The sequence below is a fragment of the Alkalibacillus aidingensis genome (genome assembly GCF_014595945.1).
Classification (GTDB): Bacteria; Bacillota; Bacilli; order Bacillales; family Alkalibacillaceae; genus Alkalibacillus; species Alkalibacillus aidingensis.
Window position 1 is genome coordinate 15,869 of record NZ_JABXWU010000001.1, and the last position, 17,373, is coordinate 33,241.

16 protein-coding genes and 1 pseudogene are annotated in these 17,373 nt (G+C 39.7%); 4 read left to right on the forward strand and 13 right to left on the reverse strand.

Annotated features, from left to right (window positions below; translation table 11 throughout):
- Nucleotides 1-44 precede the first annotated feature (44 nt).
- On the forward strand, nt 45-770 hold the full coding sequence (locus HWQ49_RS00095; protein WP_188205543.1) for a hypothetical protein: 726 nt from the start codon (nt 45-47) through the stop codon (nt 768-770).
- A gap of 177 nt (nt 771-947) precedes the next feature.
- Here the strand turns inward: HWQ49_RS00095 and HWQ49_RS00100 are convergent.
- Nucleotides 948-1,088, reverse strand: a pseudogene (locus tag HWQ49_RS00100) (iron-sulfur cluster repair di-iron protein); the annotation flags it as partial.
- Nucleotides 1,089-1,114: 26 nt separating this feature from the next.
- On the reverse strand, nt 1,115-2,125 hold the full coding sequence (gene moaA, locus HWQ49_RS00105; protein ID WP_188205544.1) for a GTP 3',8-cyclase MoaA: 1,011 nt from the start codon (nt 2,123-2,125) through the stop codon (nt 1,115-1,117).
- Between the two features lie 160 nt (nt 2,126-2,285).
- Here moaA and HWQ49_RS00110 point away from each other — a divergent pair, with 160 nt between their 5' ends.
- On the forward strand, nt 2,286-3,785 hold the full coding sequence (locus tag HWQ49_RS00110; protein ID WP_188205545.1) for a nitrate/nitrite transporter: 1,500 nt from the start codon (nt 2,286-2,288) through the stop codon (nt 3,783-3,785).
- A 925-nt stretch (nt 3,786-4,710) separates the two neighbouring features.
- Here HWQ49_RS00110 and narI read toward each other — a convergent pair.
- The 8 genes from narI to ric all read right to left on the reverse strand — a co-directional run bounded on the left by narI (nt 4,711) and on the right by ric (nt 13,160).
- Nucleotides 4,711-5,406: a respiratory nitrate reductase subunit gamma gene (narI, locus tag HWQ49_RS00115; RefSeq protein WP_188205546.1), complete on the reverse strand. Its 696-nt coding sequence runs from the start codon at nt 5,404-5,406 to the stop codon at nt 4,711-4,713.
- Between the two features lie 39 nt (nt 5,407-5,445).
- Entirely contained in the window at nt 5,446-6,048 is a 603-nt protein-coding gene (gene narJ, locus HWQ49_RS00120) for a nitrate reductase molybdenum cofactor assembly chaperone (protein WP_188205547.1), read from the reverse strand.
- Nucleotides 6,035-7,555 (reverse strand): nitrate reductase subunit beta, encoded by a 1,521-nt coding sequence (gene narH / locus HWQ49_RS00125; RefSeq protein ID WP_188205548.1) that lies wholly within the window; start codon nt 7,553-7,555, stop codon nt 6,035-6,037. Before narH ends, narJ begins: the two co-directional genes overlap by 14 nt.
- Complete coding sequence (locus HWQ49_RS00130) at nt 7,545-11,225, reverse strand: nitrate reductase subunit alpha (protein WP_188205549.1); 3,681 nt, start codon at nt 11,223-11,225, stop codon at nt 7,545-7,547. The genes narH and HWQ49_RS00130 overlap by 11 nt, the downstream gene beginning before the upstream one ends.
- Entirely contained in the window at nt 11,206-11,499 is a 294-nt protein-coding gene (locus HWQ49_RS00135) for a hypothetical protein (protein ID WP_188205550.1), read from the reverse strand. Before HWQ49_RS00135 ends, HWQ49_RS00130 begins: the two co-directional genes overlap by 20 nt.
- Before the next feature lie 15 nt (nt 11,500-11,514).
- Nucleotides 11,515-11,841, reverse strand: coding sequence for a hypothetical protein (locus HWQ49_RS00140; protein ID WP_188205551.1), 327 nt, complete (start codon nt 11,839-11,841; stop codon nt 11,515-11,517).
- Between the two features lie 24 nt (nt 11,842-11,865).
- Nucleotides 11,866-12,282: a hemerythrin domain-containing protein gene (locus HWQ49_RS00145; RefSeq protein ID WP_188205552.1), complete on the reverse strand. Its 417-nt coding sequence runs from the start codon at nt 12,280-12,282 to the stop codon at nt 11,866-11,868.
- Between the two features lie 179 nt (nt 12,283-12,461).
- Nucleotides 12,462-13,160 (reverse strand): iron-sulfur cluster repair di-iron protein, encoded by a 699-nt coding sequence (gene ric / locus HWQ49_RS00150; protein WP_223154905.1) that lies wholly within the window; start codon nt 13,158-13,160, stop codon nt 12,462-12,464.
- 226 nt (nt 13,161-13,386) lie between these two features.
- Between ric and HWQ49_RS00155 the strand changes: the two genes are divergently transcribed.
- Entirely contained in the window at nt 13,387-14,475 is a 1,089-nt protein-coding gene (locus HWQ49_RS00155; protein WP_188205554.1) for an NAD(P)-dependent alcohol dehydrogenase, read from the forward strand.
- A 454-nt stretch (nt 14,476-14,929) separates the two neighbouring features.
- Nucleotides 14,930-16,156 carry a Bcr/CflA family efflux MFS transporter gene (locus HWQ49_RS00160; protein ID WP_188205555.1) on the forward strand — a complete coding sequence of 409 codons (1,227 nt, stop codon included), beginning with the start codon at nt 14,930-14,932 and terminating at the stop codon, nt 16,154-16,156.
- Nucleotides 16,157-16,244: 88 nt separating this feature from the next.
- Here HWQ49_RS00160 and HWQ49_RS00165 read toward each other — a convergent pair whose 3' ends face one another.
- The 3 genes from HWQ49_RS00165 to HWQ49_RS00175 form a co-directional block, all read right to left on the reverse strand.
- A complete protein-coding gene (locus HWQ49_RS00165; protein WP_188205556.1) occupies nt 16,245-16,337 on the reverse strand; it encodes a YjcZ family sporulation protein in 93 nt (30 codons plus the stop codon).
- 167 nt (nt 16,338-16,504) lie between these two features.
- Complete coding sequence (locus tag HWQ49_RS00170) at nt 16,505-16,690, reverse strand: YozQ family protein (RefSeq protein ID WP_394810749.1); 186 nt, start codon at nt 16,688-16,690, stop codon at nt 16,505-16,507.
- Between the two features lie 71 nt (nt 16,691-16,761).
- On the reverse strand, nt 16,762-17,148 hold the full coding sequence (locus HWQ49_RS00175) for a cytochrome-c oxidase (protein ID WP_188205558.1): 387 nt from the start codon (nt 17,146-17,148) through the stop codon (nt 16,762-16,764).
- Nucleotides 17,149-17,373 lie beyond the last annotated feature (225 nt).

Genomic DNA, 17,373 nt, shown 5'->3' on the forward strand with positions numbered 1-17,373 from the left:
CGTTAGAGTGATTTTATAATGAGGTTTGGGAGGCTGAGACAACTATGAAGAATCTATTCTTAATTAGTATGCTAATAATCACTAATATGATTTTGTTCGGGTGTAGTCCAAGCAATGAAAACGAAACAGAAGAGAACCATACCCAATCGTCTGAAAATGAGGATAATTCATCAGGAAATAATGAAGATCAAACGGAAGACGACAAAATAATTCTTGATATTGAACTGCCTAACCAAAAAACTATACATATCAATATAGAGAAGGACATCCCAATTCTTCAATCATATTTAGAACAGTTTGATGAACCGAAAAGTGAAGTGAATAGAATGCGAAGTAACTATTTACTTTCAAACAAGCAGAGGGATTATTTTCTTATTAGTTACAATTGTGGAACGAATCTTTGTGACCAACTCTTGTTAGAACATAATCAGGGTGACTTTAATACATTTAAGGTTTCGGAAGCTAGTTTTATGCAGGTTTCAAAACAGAACAATGATTATCTAGCTTTTCTCTTTGGACGAAATGAGGGTGATGAAGTCCTTAGAAATGAAGTAGTTATTTTTAATTTAGAGGATTTTCAGAAAATCTCACCACCAGAAAACTTAGCAATGCTGGAGAGTTTCGAATATCCGATATCTAGCATTGAATGGAAGGATGGACGTTTAATAACCACGATAGCTGAAATTGACGATACTTCATTTGAAGCCTTAATGGAGTGGTATAAAAACCATGAAAATCCTACTCAAAAACTACAATGGGAAATTCAATAAGTTAAAAAATTGAAGTGAATGGGGTGTTAGCTTAATAAGCTCATACAGATATATGAATATGCAAAACAAGTGGGAAATGACGCTAACTCTATTGATAAAGAATATGTTAATCACAAAAATAATGAGGTGCAAATGCACCTCATTTTTCATTTATTACTTGCTATTCTACTTATTAATCTAAGATGCTGTTTCGTCTAGGAATCTTGGGAAGAGAATGTTGTTTTCTAAGTGAATGTGTTGGAACATATCTGATTCTAGTTCATCAAGTTTTAGGTATGTTAGTTGGAATGTGTTACATGCACCGTCAGGAATTCGGTATCCTTCGACAGGTGCCTGGCACTTAGCTATCCTCCGATATAAGACATTTCAATTTTGTTTTTCTGTTTGGCTGTTTGTTGGGTGCGTTCGGTTGAGTATCGATCATTGCGTTGTTGCCAAATATTCGTGATGGCTGATTTAATCTCTGCTTTTGTTTGACCACTACGAAGTTTGGCTTTAAAATCGATTCCTTTCTCAGCGAAGAGACAATTATACATCATTCCATCGGCAGCAATCCTCGCTCTTGTACAGGATGAGCAGAACGGCTCTGAGACAGAACTGATAATTCCGATTTTAGTGTTCGTGCCGACATATCGGTATTTCTTGGCGACTTCCCCTATGTATTCTGGTTCAACAGCTTCTAATTTAAAGTGATTACCTAACATTTCTAAAATTTCATGTTTACTAATGACTTGTGAGTAGTCCCATCCGTTAGACTTTCCAACGTCCATAAATTCAATAAACCTAAGTGTAATCCCTTTGTCTTTAAAGTATTTAGCCATAGGAATGATTTCTTCCTCATTCATTCCTTTTTTGAGCACCATATTGACCTTAATCCCTAAGCCAACTTTTTTAGCTTCGTCAATTCCATTTAAAATTTGCCTAGAAGTAGCGCTACTATCAGTAATGGATTGGAATAAAGCTGGATCTAATGCATCCAAACTAACATTCACGCGATTAAGTCCTGCTTCTTTTAAGTCATCAGCCATTTTTGTAAGAAGAGAAGCATTGGTTGTTAATGCAAGATCTTCTATACCGGAAATGCGACTGAGTTTATTTATTAATATTGGTAAATCTCTTCTTAACAGTGGCTCTCCACCTGTTAAACGAATCTTCTTAACTCCTAATTCTGAAAATATCGTAGCTAACCGCTCAATTTCTTCAAAGCTAAGTAATTCGTCTTTTGGCATAAAGACGTGATCCTTGCCGAAAACTTCACGAGGCATACAATAAGTACATCTAAAATTACATCGGTCGATGACGGAAATTCTTAGATCCTGTAAAGGTCTTCCAAACCGATCCTTTAATGTTGCCACAAAATTCCTCCTTAAAAGTGGGAGTGTCCTTCCTAAATCATATGAGCAAAGATACAAGTTATCACTAATCACTACAAACGAGTGTTTATTCGTCCAATTTACTCGTTTAAAACCGATCAAATAACAAACAATATTTAGGGAATAGGAGGAGTGGTAGGAGATGAAAAAACCAGGATTACAACTAACCGTTCAGACCTCCAGTTTAGTGATTGGATTTATGGTTTGGGTATTAATTTCTTCGTTAATGCCCTATATTCGAGAGGACATTGAGCTAACATCAGGACAAGCCTCATTAGTGACAGCGATTCCTGTCATATTAGGTTCATTAATGCGTATCCCTTTAGGGTTTTATACCGACCGTTTTGGCGCGAGAACAATGTTTTTAATTAGCTTCATTATTTTGTTATTTCCGGTTTTTTATATCAGTATCGCGACAACATTTGCCGATTTAGTTATTGGTGGATTGATTTTAGGTATTGGTGGTGCCACATTCTCAATTGGTGTAACTTCCTTACCTAAATATTATCCGAAAGAGAAACACGGATTTATTAACGGTGTCTACGGGGTCGGTAATATTGGTACTGCGATTACAACCTTTGGTGCACCAATCATTGCCGATTATATTGGCTGGCAAAATTCAGTTCGCGCTTTTATAATCCTTCTATTATTATTTGCAGCAATTGTCTTCTTTTTTGGTGACAGAAAAGAAGAACGTGCGAAAAAATCAATGGTGGAGCAAATTAAAGGTGTCTACAGTAATGCAACGTTATGGTTTTTAAGTCTATTTTACTTTATAACGTTTGGAGCATTTGTGGCCTTTACGATGTTTTTACCGAGTTTTCTTGTTGATAATTTTGAATTAGAACCGGTCGATGCGGGGATTCGGACAGCTATTTTTATTGTTATTGCGACATTGATGCGACCTGTTGGTGGGCTTTTAGCAGATAAATTTAATGCTTATAAAATACTAATGTTTGTCTTTTTAGGGGTTACTTTTTCCGGAGTTTTACTATCCTTCTCACCAGATATCATTTGGTACACGGTCGGTTCATTGGCCGTAGCGGTGACCGCTGGTATTGGAAATGGTACGGTCTTTAAGCTGGTACCATTATATTTTTCAAAACAGGCTGGGATTGTTAACGGGATTGTCTCGGCTATGGGGGGACTTGGTGGATTTTTCCCACCACTGCTGTTAACCGCCGTCAACAATATTACCGGCCATCATGCGATTGCTTTTATGCTATTGTCAGAGTTTGCACTAGTCAGCTTTGTAATTGTTGTTTTCATGTATTATCAAGATCAAGTTAATGTTGAACGACGAGTCATAGAAAGTGCAGCAGAAGGGATCATGATCACCAATAAGGACGGTGTCATTCAAAATGTTAACCCTGCGTTTACTCGCATTACCGGTTATACGAAGGATGAGGCAGTTGGTCAAACCCCACGACTTCTCCATTCCGGTAAACATGGTCCTGAGTTTTATGAGGATATGTGGAACTCGATTGAAGAAGAAGGGTTCTGGGAAGGTGAGATTTGGAATAAACGCAAGAACGGTGACATTTATTCAGAGCTTCTTACGATTAGTCCGATTAAAAATAATGTAGGTAGGACTCAATATTATGTAGGTGTCTTTAATGATCTTGGTGAGGATAAGTCATAAAGTTATTTATGGTAGGTGTTAGGAATATTGATGGGTGCGCATTTTCGTTGCAAAAGTATGGATTGGAAGTGTTTCGAAGTCCGTAAGAGTTGTCTTTAATTGTAGAGACAACTCTTTTTGCTATTTAAATGGATTGAGGATATGGTATGTGTATTTGAATGAGAGGACGATCTAAGTCTCAATGCCGATACGATGCATGAGAGTCAGTGTAAGGTCAAAGAGAAGTGGTGTCAATGCCGATACGACACTTGAGAGGAAGCGTGAGGTCAAAGAAGAGCGGTCTAATTAACGAAAACCCTCTCGCACCGAGGCGAACCGTCAATAAGGAGTGATCTAATTAACGGAAATCCCTTCGCACCGAGGTGAACCGTCTATAAGGAGCGGTCTAATTAACGGAAATCCTCTCGCACCGAGGTGAACCGTCAATAAGGAGCGATCCAATTAACGGAAATCCTCTCGTAACGAGGTGAACCGTCAATAAGGAGCGATCTAATTAACGGAAATCCTCTCGCACCGAGGCGAACCGTCAATAAGAAGCGGTCTAATTAACGGAAATCCCTTCGCACCGAGGCGAACCGTCAATAAGGAGTGATCTAATTAACGGAAATCCCTTCGCACCGAGGTGAACCGTCAATAAGGAGCGATCCAATTAACGGAAATCCTCTCGTAACGAGGTGAACCGTCAATAAGGAGCGGTCTAATTAACGGAAATCTTCTCGCAAGCAGGTGAACCGTCAATAAGGAGCGATCTAATTAACGGAAATCCTCCCACAAGCAGGTGAACCGTCAATAAGGAGCCACCCTCATCCACGACCCTCGCCCCACCCCCATACCACATAAATTAATCCCACTATCGTACACTCTATCCAACCAAAGAACCGATCGAGATCATCCTTATCTCGATCGGTTCTCCTTTATACCTAAACTACAGCTGTTCTTCACGGTAGTTTGATCTAGAACGGTATTGTTGTGGTGGCCTTGCTGGGTATTTAACGGGAATGCTAAACATGTGAACTAAATGGGTGAACGGGATAGATGCAAATAACGCAAATGCAGAAATAACATGTAATTTAAAGATAAACGGAACAGCACTCATCAATTCATAGTTAGGTTGCAAGGTGAATAAACTGCGAAACCACGGGCCAATGGTTAAGCGATATTCATAATGAACAACCGTTAGATTATAAATGATGGTCATATAAACGCCGGTCCCAGCTACAAATAGTAGAGCTAGAACGGTGAAATAGTCAGCAAAACTTGTTTTAACTCGAACAGGGTCAACCGTTGCCTTACGTATTAATAGGATGATCAGCCCAGCCATAACCATCAATCCGACGAATCCCCCTCCATAGATCGCACCGAATTTATAGGCTGAATCAGACACACCAAGTGCAACATAAACCTCAATAGGAACTAAAATACCCATGAGGTGCCCAATAAATGCAAAGATGATTCCCCAGTGAAATAACAGAGTCCCGGCCCGTAGTGATTTTTTTCCTAAAAACTCTGTTGAGGGGGCTGTCCAACTTAGTTGGTTAAAAGCATACCGGTAGATCAAACCTACAATTAAAATCGTGATCGATATATATGGGAATATGACCCACCAAAAAATATCGGTCATATACATCCCTCCTCTTGGATTAAAATTGGATGCCACACATTATTGATACATGATTGGGTATGGCAGTTCTTCTAAGTCTGCTTCTTCTCGGTTGTTTTCCAATTGCTCAATATCTTCTTTAGATGGGGTAGGGAATACATGCTCCAATAGAAGCATCAGAATTTCTTGATACGGGTTGTCCTCATCTAGATTGTCTAAGATCCTGCCAAGTGCGACAGCTAATCGACTCTCTAAACGTTCGATTTCGTTTGTTGAAGGAGCAGCCGAGAGAAATTCCAAAAGCATTGGAATATAGTCGACTAACTCCTGATCTTCACGTTCAAAACCAGCTTGATTAATCATTTTTTGTAATTTAATCAACGCAGCACCACGTCTGGTACTATCGCCAAGTTCATGGGCGGTTAAATATAATCCGGTTTTTTCTCGTAGATCAAAGCTTCTCACATATAATTCTTGTAGATCTTTTCTAGAGAGGGACATCAACGAATCGAAAACCTGATCTAATTGTTCTTTAATTTGATCAGAATCCACTAAGTCTTCAATGACCGTTCTAAGTTCTTTTAAGTCCCAAAAAAATTGGTTACTCGGATAACTGAGTAAGCGCGAACCACTGATTAATAACACATTTTTATCCTGTTTCATGATCTTTTTCTCTCGCTTTCATATAGGCAAATGTAGGGTTCATGCCTTCTTTTGGTGCAAGATCTTCTAAGCTACATGCACCTTGTTGGTAATATAAATCATCATCCATTTCTCTTCGACCCGTTGGAATGACGTAGCGTTCATCATATTTAGCTACACCTAGTAATCGTGCCATATCTTCAATCTCCTCAGGACTGGTATTGGCCTCTTTAACTAATTCACTTTGCTTAAATTCATCGACACCACCGACTGTTTTACCACGCATGAATACTCGCATTGCTGTTAATTTAAGCAGAACCTTCCGAATAACCTCTTCATCGTCAGCTGAAAGGATGGAGGCTAAATATTTAACTGGGATTCTCATCTGATCAACAGCTGGAATATAACCGTCTGTATCTAGCTCATCCTCGTTGGTAATATGATTCATAATCGGGCTAAGTGGTGGTACATACCAAACCATTGGTAATGTACGGTACTCAGGGTGAAGTGGTAAAGCAATTTTCCACTTCATCGCCATTTTATAAACGGGTGATTCTTTAGCTGCATCTAACCAAGGTTCAGTAATTCCTGCTTCTTTAGCTTGTTTCTCAACTTCAGGGTCAAATGGATCTAAGAAACAAGATAGTTGAGCTTCATATAAATCTTGTGGGTCTTCAACAGAAGCGGCCTCTTTTACTTTATCTGCATCATATAAAACGACACCGATATAACGAATGCGGCCGACACATGTTTCTGAACAAATTGTTGGTAGACCTGCTTCAGTCCTTGGATAACAGAAGTTACATTTTTCCGCTTTATGCGTATTCCAGTTGTAATAAACCTTATGGTAAGGACAGCCGTTTTGACAGAATCTCCAGCCACGACAAGCATCATGGTCGACTAAAACAATTCCGTCTTCATCCCGTTTGTATAATGCTCCAGAAGGACAGGAAGCCACACAAGATGGGTTTAAACAATGCTCGCAAATACGAGGCAAATACATCATGAAGGTCTTTTCATATTCCATCTTGATGTGCTCTTGCATCTTCTCAACGTTAGGATCAAGGGGGACGACTTCACTACCACCAGCTAAATCATCGTCCCAATTCGATCCCCACTCAGGCTTATCAATATACTCACCAGTAATTTGTGATTGCGGACGAGCAACGGGTAGGTTTTCACTTTTTGGACTATGAATTAAATTGTCATAATCGTAAGTCCATGGCTCATAGAAATCTTCCATCTCAGCCATGTTTGGATTGTAAAAGATGTTTGCTAATTTGGAGATTGGGCCACCCGCTCTTAATTGCAATGTACCATCTTTTAAAATCCAGCCACCTTTATAGCGATCTAAGTCTTCCCAGCGTTTCGGGTACCCTGGACCTGGGCGTGTTTCGACGTTATTAAACCACATATATTCTGTACCCGGTCTGTTTGTCCAAGTATTTTTACAAGTTACTGAACACGTGTGGCAACCAATACATTTATCAAGGTGCATCACCATCGCAACTTGTGCTTTAATTCTCAAGCCAATCGACCTCCTTAAGAGCTCTGATTACCGCCATCGTATCCCGTTGGTGACCAGTTGGACCGTAATAGTTAAATCCATAACTTAGTTGAGAGTATCCACCAATCATATGGGTTGGTTTCAAGGTGATTCGAGTGACACTATTATGTGTACCACCACGCTGTTTGTTGATCGACGTTCCAGGGACTCCCATCGTTCGGTCCTGAGCATGGTACATATAAGCCATGCCTCTTGGGATTCGGTAGGTTAATACAGCTCTTGCTGAAATAACACCGTTTCGGTTATAGACTTCAATAAAGTCGTTATCCTTAATGCCAATTTCAGCTCCGTCTTCTTCATTCATCCAGACAACTTGCCAACCTCTAAATAGCTGAACCATTTGGGTTGATTCGGTGAACATTGTGTGGATTCCCCATTTTTGATGGGGAGTTAGGTATCTGACCGTAATCGATTTACCTTTCTCTTCAACACCTTGATCCGTTTTCAAGAACGGATCATGTTTAAGTGGCGGAAGGTATAATGGCAAACCTTCTCCGAAATCTAACATCATCTCGTGATCAAGGTAGAAACTTTGTCTTCCTGTTAGCGTACGCCACGGAATGTTGTATTCTTTATTGACCGTAAACGGAGAGTAGCGTCTGCCGTCTTTTTCCATACCACTCCAAACGGGTGTCGTAATAGAAGTTCTTGGTTGGACCGTTAATGCTCCTAGAGTGTAATCTTCTTCCTCTTTAGCTTCGGCAAGTTCGGTTAATTCTTGGCCTGTTTTAGCCTCAAGGGATTTCCAACCGGCTACGGCTCGCTTACCGTTCGTTGCACCAGACATAAGCAGAATTGCATCGATGGCTTTACGGTCGGAATAAATATCAGGACACCCTTTTCCGATACCGTCCTGTTTTGATTCACCTAAGCGATCGGTCAATTCTTTATAAACGGGTTCGCCTGGAATTTTGACACCCTTACCTCCATAGCCTTTTTTAAGTTCGGGCCCAATTGAGGTCATTTTCTTAAAGACATTTGGATAGTCCCGCTCAACAATTTGTAAATTCGGCATCGTCTTACCTGGAATTGGCTCGACTTCACCTTCTCGCCAGTCTTTGATTTTCCCGTAGCTCTGAGCTATCTCACCAGGGGAATCGTGTCCTAATGGGCGCATTAACAACTCTTCAGTCTTCGGTAAATATTGCTCGGCTAATTCAGAGAACACTTTAGCAATCTCACGGAATGTATCCCAGTCACTCTTTGATTTCCATGGTGGTGAAATAGCTGCATTGAACGGGTGTATAAACGGGTGCATGTCCGTGCTACTAATATCATATTTCTCATACCAAGTCGCCGCAGGAAGGACAATATCCGAGAATAAGCCAGAGCTCGTCATTCTAAAGTCAATACTGACAAATAGATCGGTTTTACCTTCAGGAGCATCGTCAGTTACGTTAACAGATTCTGGCTGCCAGGAGTTTTTGACATCAGTCATCACCTGGTTTTCTCCACCAATTAAATGCTTGGCGAAATATTCATGGCCCTTACCACTATCCCCTAAAAGATTAGAACGCCAATTGAAAAAGACCCTTGGGAAGTTTCTTGGATCATTAGGGTTTTCAATCGACCATTCAATTTCACCTGATTTTATTTTCTTAACGACGTCATCAATTACTTCTTGATCATTTTGCGCCCCCTGATCACGACTTTCCTTCACGATATCAATCGAGTTTTGCGAGAATTGTGGGAAAGAAGGGAGCCATCCTAGACGGGCTGATAGAGCATTCACATCAGCTGGATGCATGTTGTTGTATTTGCCACTCCATGTTGTATTTTCTTTATTTGCATCTGATTCGTAGCGAAACTGTTCAGTGGCAAAGTAGAAAAAGGACGTTCCGTTCTGTTGACGTGGGACATTGCCCCAATCTTGTGCGAACGAAACTACACTCCAACCTTCAACTGGACGAACTTTCTCCTGACCAACATAATGAGCCCAACCTCCACCATTGACACCTTGTGAACCAGTTAAAAGAATTAAGTTTAAGATGGAGCGATAAATTTGATCACTGTGATACCAGTGGTTCGTTCCACCACCCATGGCAATCATTGATTTTCCTTTAGTGCGCGCTGCGTTATCAGCAAATTCCTTGGCAATTTTTATGACGTGATTCCTATTCACACCTGTAATACTTTCTTGCCATGCTGGTGTGTAAGGGCGTTCGTCATTATAGTCTTTAGGATAATCTCCTGGCAAGTCACGATCGACACCAACATGAGCCATCATGAGATCATAAACCGTTGTCACTTTTAACTGATTTCCATTTTGATCGGTTATATATTTTACCGGGACACCTCTTTGAACAGAGCCACCATCCTCCTCGGCAAAATAAGGGAACGTCACCTTTAGAACTTCATCGGATTCACCAATGAAGCTTAATTGGGGATCAATTTCCGTGCCTTCTTCTTTTTCTAATTCCAGGTTCCATTGATTACTTTCATCCCAACGGAAACCTTGGCTACCATTTGGGATTTCTGTTTGTTTCGATGCCTGATCCCAAACAACCGTTTTCCATTCGCTAAGTTCATACGAGCGATCAACGTCTGCTGCACGTAGGAATCGGTCAGTTCGATACTCACCATCATGTTCTTTTAAAGTGACTAGGAATGGTAAATCGGTATAACGCTTAACGTAATCGGTAAAGTAAGGAGTTTGTTGTTTGACGTAAAACTCCTTTAAAATCACGTGAGTCATAGCCATTGCGAGTGCCCCGTCTGTACCCGCTCTTGCTGGTAGCCATACATCAGCAAATTTATCGTACTCGGCGTAGTCGGGACTAACTCCAACGACTTTGGTACCGTTATATCTTGCTTCCACCATGAAATGAGCATCAGGTGTCCGTGTTTGTGGCAGATTGGTCCCCCAAATAATAAAGTATTTTGTGTTATACCAATCAGCACTTTCAGGAACATCCGTCTGCTCTCCCCAAACTTGAGGTGAAGCAGGAGGGAGGTCGGCGTACCAATCATAGAAACTGAGTAACGTACCACCGAGTAATGATAAAAAGCGAGCGCCACCTGCATAACTCACCATAGACATCGCTGGAATAGGACTGAAACCAACAATTCGGTCTGGACCGTATTTTTTAATCGTATGAATGAGAGAACTAGCAATAATTTCACAGATCTCTCTCCATTCCGCTCGTACAAAACCACCTTTACCACGTGCTTTAACAATTCGATTCCGCTTTTCTCGGTCCTTTTGAATATTCTCCCAAGCTTCTACTGGGTTGTGACCTTGTTCTCTTTCTGCCTTCCAAAGCTCATACAAATCGCCACGTACATATGGGTATTTCACTCTTGCTGGACTATAGGTATACCATGAAAAACTCGCACCACGAGGGCATCCACGTGGTTCATACTCTGGGAAGTCGTCTCCAGTTGAAGGGTAATCAGTTTGTTGGGTTTCTGAGGTGATAATGCCGTCTTTAACGTAAATTTTCCAACTACAGGATCCTGTACAGTTAACTCCATGAGTGGAGCGGACAATTTTATCATGCTGCCATCTTCTCCGGTAAATTTCTTCTGAATCACGTGGTCTTGGACTTTCCTCTGTCCAGCCATCATTGATTTTCTTACCCTTTTTAATATATTTAAATGACTCAAGAATTTTATTGCTTCTCTTCGCCATATGTATCGCTCCCTTCGTGTGTGGCTTCGATTGGATTAAACCGTTCTCCAACTAATCTGAAGCTTTCATCGCCAGCCTCTAATTCTTCTAAGAAGACTCGAAGGGATGGTGCATTCGCAGCTGCTAGAATTAGACGCTCCAAGGTTTCGATCTTGTTAATGTCATAGATTTTTTCGACAATACCTGGTGCGATTTCACCGAATCGCATGCGAAGGACCTGCAAGAGATCTTCCCGGTCTTGAACGCAATCTGCTTCATTCTCGAATAAGAACAATTTTTCTCCTCCTTTTTAAGACGACTTAGGTGCCATCATTTTGTAGTAATCATCAATTAAGACTTGTTTACAAGCTTCTCCTGTCTTTTCGATGAATTCCTTAATCTCATCACTGATTTGATTGATCTGCTCATAGGTGAAAAAGGCATCTTCCTTGTGAGTAAAGTGTTCACCAAAATAAATCAAAATGTGAATTCCGTTTTCTTTCTTAATCGCATTTGCCTGAATATCGTACGAGTGAATATGATATTGCTCTTCTAATCTTGAAACTATTTCGCGATTGAGCTTTGGTGAAACGGAAATGAGTGATTGAGATTTTTCTTTTGTTTCTTTTTGACTCATCAAGTACACCTCCAATGAGCTAGGTTAATGGTTTGAAAGAATTCGTTCTTCTTCTAAGTTGTGATACATATCGACATGAATGAGCGTGTGAAATTGTTGTAGGACTTCATGGCTCATGCCATCTGTCTCTAACGTTTCTTTAATTTCTTTTACTAGATATCGCATCGTATCATGATCACGAATCAGAGCTGTGACTGAATCTTTTAGTTCAGGCGATTCGTTAACAAGATCTTTATACAATCCTGTTTCTTCTGCCTCAGCGTGTCTTAATGTTCGCGTTTCCCAATGTTCAATAGCAACATGAGCCACTTCTAAAGCTTTCTCTTTTTGATCTTTCATTAATAATTTAAAAAGAATCGCATTCAATTCCTTAGCTTCATTTAAAGCAGCCTCATGAATAGCCGCATGATCATCCACCTTCTTTAAAGCCGGACCCGTCATATCCTTCACCTCCTAAATAAATACCAAAACTTACCTGCATAAAGATACACATCGCTTATTATTAAACAACGTTTCCAATTTTATGCATAGCGCTTTCCACTTATTGGTACAATTCGACAAAAATCGGGAAGTGACAGGCACCAAAAAAAAGCCACCCGTGTGAGCGGGTGGCTTTGAATTTAAGATGCTGTTTCGTCTAGGAATCTTGGGAAGAGAATGTTGTTTTCTAAGTGAATGTGTTGGAACATATCTGATTCTAGTTCATCAAGTTTTAGGTATGTTAATTGGAATGTGTTACATGCACCGTCAGGAATTCGGTATCCTTGCGTTGCTTCTCGCATTTGTTTTAGTAGATCTCCTGAATGATCGTGGTCATCTTCTAGTTCACGAATGGTTTGTGCAATCTCTTCTTTATCTAAAGAGCCTTCCTCACGATAATTCTTTATAACCGGGAAGAGCGCTTTTTCTTCTTGGTATAAGTGAGATTCAAGCTCTTGTTTTAATTGGTGAAAAGCTGTATAAATAGTTGTTAGTTCCGGGTGATTACCACCGTGGACATGATACACCTTAGTGACATATGCACTGATTTCTGGCAGCACCTGTCTTAAATGGTCATGATGCTCGCTAACAATATGATTAACTAGTTCACTATTACTCTTTTGTGTCCAATCAGTGTCTTCTTCAGTATTAGCTCCTTGATATAAGTCGTTGATTTCTTTTAATACTTTCTCACGATCTAACTCTAGTTCGTCCAGAGCTTCTCCGATTGGGCGATTACCACCACAACAGAAGTCAATCTGATATTGTTTGAAAATGGAGCTTGCTTTAGGAAATTGAGTGACAATGTCACCTGTTTTTGTATCTACTGTAAATTGCATGATCATCCCTCCAATAATTTGTACAACCTAACTATAACTTCTCCTAATAAGCCTAGCAGTGAGATGAATCACATAAACGAATTTTTTTGAAAGTGATTCTCAATTAATTGAAATTAATGTGGTTGGGGAAGGATCTCTTAGGTACAGCTAGACTTCATAATTCTTTCTAAATAGGTAAAGCTTTAGGATGATTGTGTATTTTACAATTAAAGGAGATGGATGAATAATGGAAATTAAAGCGGCAGTCACCCATGATAAAGGAGAAGATTTTAAGCTTGAACAGGTGGAACTCTCTGAGCCGAAAACAAATGAGGTTTTAGTGAAAATTGTTGCTTCAGGTGTCTGTCATACAGACGCAGTCGCGCGTGATCTAGCAATCACCCCATACCCAGCTGTATTAGGGCATGAAGGTTCTGGCATCGTAGAGAAGGTAGGTGAAGGTGTCAAAAATTTAAGTGAGGGGGACCACGTTGTTTTATCCTTTGCCTATTGTGGTCGATGTGAAAACTGCCTAACAGGACATCCGACTGTCTGCACGGATTTCAACGAGTTAAACTTCGGAGGGAAAATGGAAGACGATACACATCGTCTACATCAAAGTGGTGAAGGATTATCAACTTTTTTTGGACAATCGTCGTTCGGAACGTATGCGATTGCAAATGAACGAAATGTCGTAAAGGTAGATGAAGAGGTGGACTTAACTCTTCTTGGACCTCTGGGCTGTGGTATTCAAACGGGAAGTGGTACGGTATTAAATACGTTTAAGCCTGAGTTCGGTTCATCAATTGTTATTTACGGTAGTGGTGCAGTTGGTTTAAGTGCCATTATGGCAGCAGCAATCACCGAATGTAAACATATCATTGCTGTTGATATTCACGATAGCCGACTAGAAATCGCTAAAGAACTAGGTGCAACAAACGTCATTAATAGTAAAAATGAAAACGTAGAGGATCGAATCAAAGAAATAACAGGAGGAGGAGCTCATTACGGAATTGATACAACAGGTGTTCCCGAGGTTGTGCGTCAAGGATTAAGAGCACTTAGACCACTTGGAAAGCTAGCAGTCGTTGGAGTCACACCTGAAATGGAAATCAATGTCCACGAAGAAATTATGGCAGAAGGAAAAACGATGGTTGGCGTCATTGAAGGAGATGCAGTACCTCAGCTGTTCATCCCCAAATTAGTTGAATATTATAAAGAAGGAAGATTTCCTTTTGACAAATTAGTAAAATTCTATCCGTTTGATAACATCAATCAAGCCTTTGAAGACTCGAAAAACGGTTCAGTGATTAAACCCATTGTAAAGATGGAATAGACCTTAACGGTAAAGTTAAGAGGTTGGAGCTAATGTTTACGTATATTCCTATGTTAAACTTCCTATGTTAACTAATAACTCAAGCGTCTTTGGCATTGCTTTACTTCGTTATGTTCCAACCTCTTTCTTTGATCTCCTAAACTTCCCACAATTTCAAACAATCCTTTAAATTATATTAAAATACTAACTTTTCTGTGATAAACTGATAAGACTAAAGAAAGAGTGTGGGAGAGGAGTTTGACATCATGTTACATAACCCATGTTAAACTTCCTATGTTAACTAATAACTCAAGCGTCTTTGGCATTGCTTTACTTCGTTATGTTCCAACCTCTTTCTTTGATCTCCTAAACTTCCCACAATTTCAAACAATCCTTTAAATTATATTAAAATACTAACTTTTCTGTGATAAACTGATAAGACTAAAGAAAGAGTGTGGGAGAGGAGTTTGACATCATGTTACATAACCCAAAAGGTAAAGAGCGCCTAGGATTAGCATTATTACTTGGAATGCTTGCCATCTTAGGGCCATTAAATATCGATATGTACTTGCCAAGTTTTCCCGGAATAGCAAATGACCTTGGGACTAGTGCCTCAATGGTTCAGTTAAGTTTGACGACATGTCTGATTGGATTAGCGGTCGGACAAATTGTGGTCGGCCCGATCAGTGATGCTCAAGGAAGAAGAAAGCCATTATTAATAAGTATTTTCTTATTTGCTATAGCCTCTTTACTTTGTGCGATTGCACCGAATATTACGATGTTGGTCATTGCTAGATTTTTACAAGGATTTACGGCTTCTGCCGGAATCGTATTATCACGGGCGGTCGTCCGTGATGTGTTTTCGGGTAGAGAATTAACGAAATTCTTTGCGTTACTGATGGTGATTAATTCCACAGCACCGTTAGTTGCTCCTATGGCTGGTGGAGCGATTCTGATGCTTCCGTTTGCTACATGGCATACAATTTTTTACTTTTTAGGGTTGTTAGGATTATTGATTGTTTTAGTTATGGCAATGAGATTAACAGAAACCTTACCACCAGAAAAACGAATTCCTAGTTCGGTCGGTCATTCAGTACGTACGATGGGAAGTCTGTTGATAGATCGTTCGTTCATTGGTTACGCTTTAACGGTCGGATTTATTCATGGTGGAAGTTTTGCCTATGTTTCTGGTACACCTTTCGTTTATCAAGGAATCTATGACGTATCGCCACAAGTATTTAGTATTCTCTTTGGGATGAATGGTTTAGGTATTATCATTGGAAGCTTTTTAATAGGAAGGTTAGGAGCAATTACTCATGAACGTCATTTACTTCGAGCCGCAGTCATCATTGCCCTAAGTGCGACGTCATTTTTGCTCCTGATGACGATTATTGAAGGACCATTAATTTCATTAGTCATTCCAATCTTCATTTATATGACTTCTATGGGAATGATCTTAACAAGCACCTTTACACTCGCAATGGAAAATCAAGGTCATCGTGCGGGAAGTTCGAGTGCGGTTTTAGGGACTCTTCCGTTAATCATTGGTTCCATCGTATCGCCACTTGTAGGACTTAATGAAACAACAGCTATACCAATGGGACTGATCTTATTTAGCACATCGTTTATTGGATTTCTCGCGTTCTTTATACTGACGAAGAAGAAAGAAAAAGAACCGGCAGACGGTCAAGAAGTGTCATAAATCAAAAAGAGGCTGGGTTATTTACCAGCCTCTTTCATTTTAGTGTCATAAGCATCATTGAGGTGTCTAAAGACTAATGAACGTCATATTAGTAGTAGAAAGATGCACCTACAATGATTAGAAGAATGAACAACACAACAATTAACGCAAAAGAATTTCCATAGCCTGCATAGTTACCCATCCAGAGCACCTCCTCTAGATATTTTCACTACATCATATGCGATTTTAGTAATGGTGAGTGGGCAGGTGTAGAAATTGACTCAATTAACATACAAAAAAGGAGTTTGTAATCCAAACTCCTTTAACAAAAATCACCCTCTAATAGGTTCATGTTTTGTCAGTTATTGATTAGTCTTCTTTACCTAATTTACGGTCGATTGTACCTTCATGATAATCATCAGACACTTGTTCATGTGTTTCAGCTAACCCCTGTTCAAATTGGCCGTCTTCATTATAATATGATGGATCGTAATTATTTTCGGCAATCTTGTTGCTGTCTTTTTGGTTGGCTTTTTGGTTCTTCTTTGACATCATTCATCCTCCATTTCAATCGCATTTACCCCTATTGTGAGCAAAAATGACGATCTTACACATCCAAACTGAAGCTAAACTTCGTTTTCCTGTTCTGGCTGACGAACATAAATTAAAATGTTGATAGCAAAGAGAATGACGGCTATAACTATAAATACTCCTCCTAATGCTACGAATGGAAACAATGCGGTATGACCTAAGATTAAGAAAAATAAACCAATCATCATCACCGGTAAGGAAATATTATGAATCCAGAAATGAATTTTACCAAGTACACTCATACCTGCTTTAGGGAACATTAGGTATAAAATTCCAGCAAGAGTCATAGATGTCCATCCAAGTAAATTAACGTGTACATGCACACCAGTAAAATGGTATTGACTGGTGATCGACATATATAACCCCAACGACACACCGATTACAAAATAGATCACTGAAATCTTGATCAATTTTACCCCCATGTATTCCACCTCCTCTCCTTGTAAGTGTATGACTTTTGTTGGAGGAGGTATGACTTTATTCTTATAATGAACCGACAAAGGAATATACCGTCACTAAAATTAATTAATGACTTCAACGACCCTTACCAAATAATTTGACTTCACTAGAAGTAAACCTTAAATTGAAGTTAGACAAATTTCGACACGATATATTTACCTAGTTTTCATTTAATAAGGAGCTTATAG

Excerpts from the sequence above, each read along its gene's own strand:
- HWQ49_RS00175 (WP_188205558.1), bottom strand. The coding sequence starts at position 17,148 with ATGGGGGTAAAATTGATCAAGATTTCAGTGATCTATTTTGTAATCGGT.
- narI (WP_188205546.1), bottom strand. The coding sequence starts at position 5,406 with ATGACCGATATTTTTTGGTGGGTCATATTCCCATATATATCGATCACG.
- HWQ49_RS00140 (WP_188205551.1), bottom strand. The coding sequence starts at position 11,841 with ATGAGTCAAAAAGAAACAAAAGAAAAATCTCAATCACTCATTTCCGTT.
- HWQ49_RS00160 (WP_188205555.1), top strand. The coding sequence starts at position 14,930 with ATGTTACATAACCCAAAAGGTAAAGAGCGCCTAGGATTAGCATTATTA.
- HWQ49_RS00145 (WP_188205552.1), bottom strand. The coding sequence starts at position 12,282 with ATGACGGGTCCGGCTTTAAAGAAGGTGGATGATCATGCGGCTATTCAT.
- narJ (WP_188205547.1), bottom strand. The coding sequence starts at position 6,048 with ATGAAACAGGATAAAAATGTGTTATTAATCAGTGGTTCGCGCTTACTC.
- HWQ49_RS00130 (WP_188205549.1), bottom strand. The coding sequence starts at position 11,225 with ATGGCGAAGAGAAGCAATAAAATTCTTGAGTCATTTAAATATATTAAA.
- HWQ49_RS00110 (WP_188205545.1), top strand. The coding sequence starts at position 2,286 with ATGAAAAAACCAGGATTACAACTAACCGTTCAGACCTCCAGTTTAGTG.
- HWQ49_RS00170 (WP_394810749.1), bottom strand. The coding sequence starts at position 16,690 with ATGATGTCAAAGAAGAACCAAAAAGCCAACCAAAAAGACAGCAACAAG.
- HWQ49_RS00155 (WP_188205554.1), top strand. The coding sequence starts at position 13,387 with ATGGAAATTAAAGCGGCAGTCACCCATGATAAAGGAGAAGATTTTAAG.
- HWQ49_RS00165 (WP_188205556.1), bottom strand. The coding sequence starts at position 16,337 with ATGGGTAACTATGCAGGCTATGGAAATTCTTTTGCGTTAATTGTTGTG.
- HWQ49_RS00095 (WP_188205543.1), top strand. The coding sequence starts at position 45 with ATGAAGAATCTATTCTTAATTAGTATGCTAATAATCACTAATATGATT.
- ric (WP_223154905.1), bottom strand. The coding sequence starts at position 13,160 with ATGCAATTTACAGTAGATACAAAAACAGGTGACATTGTCACTCAATTT.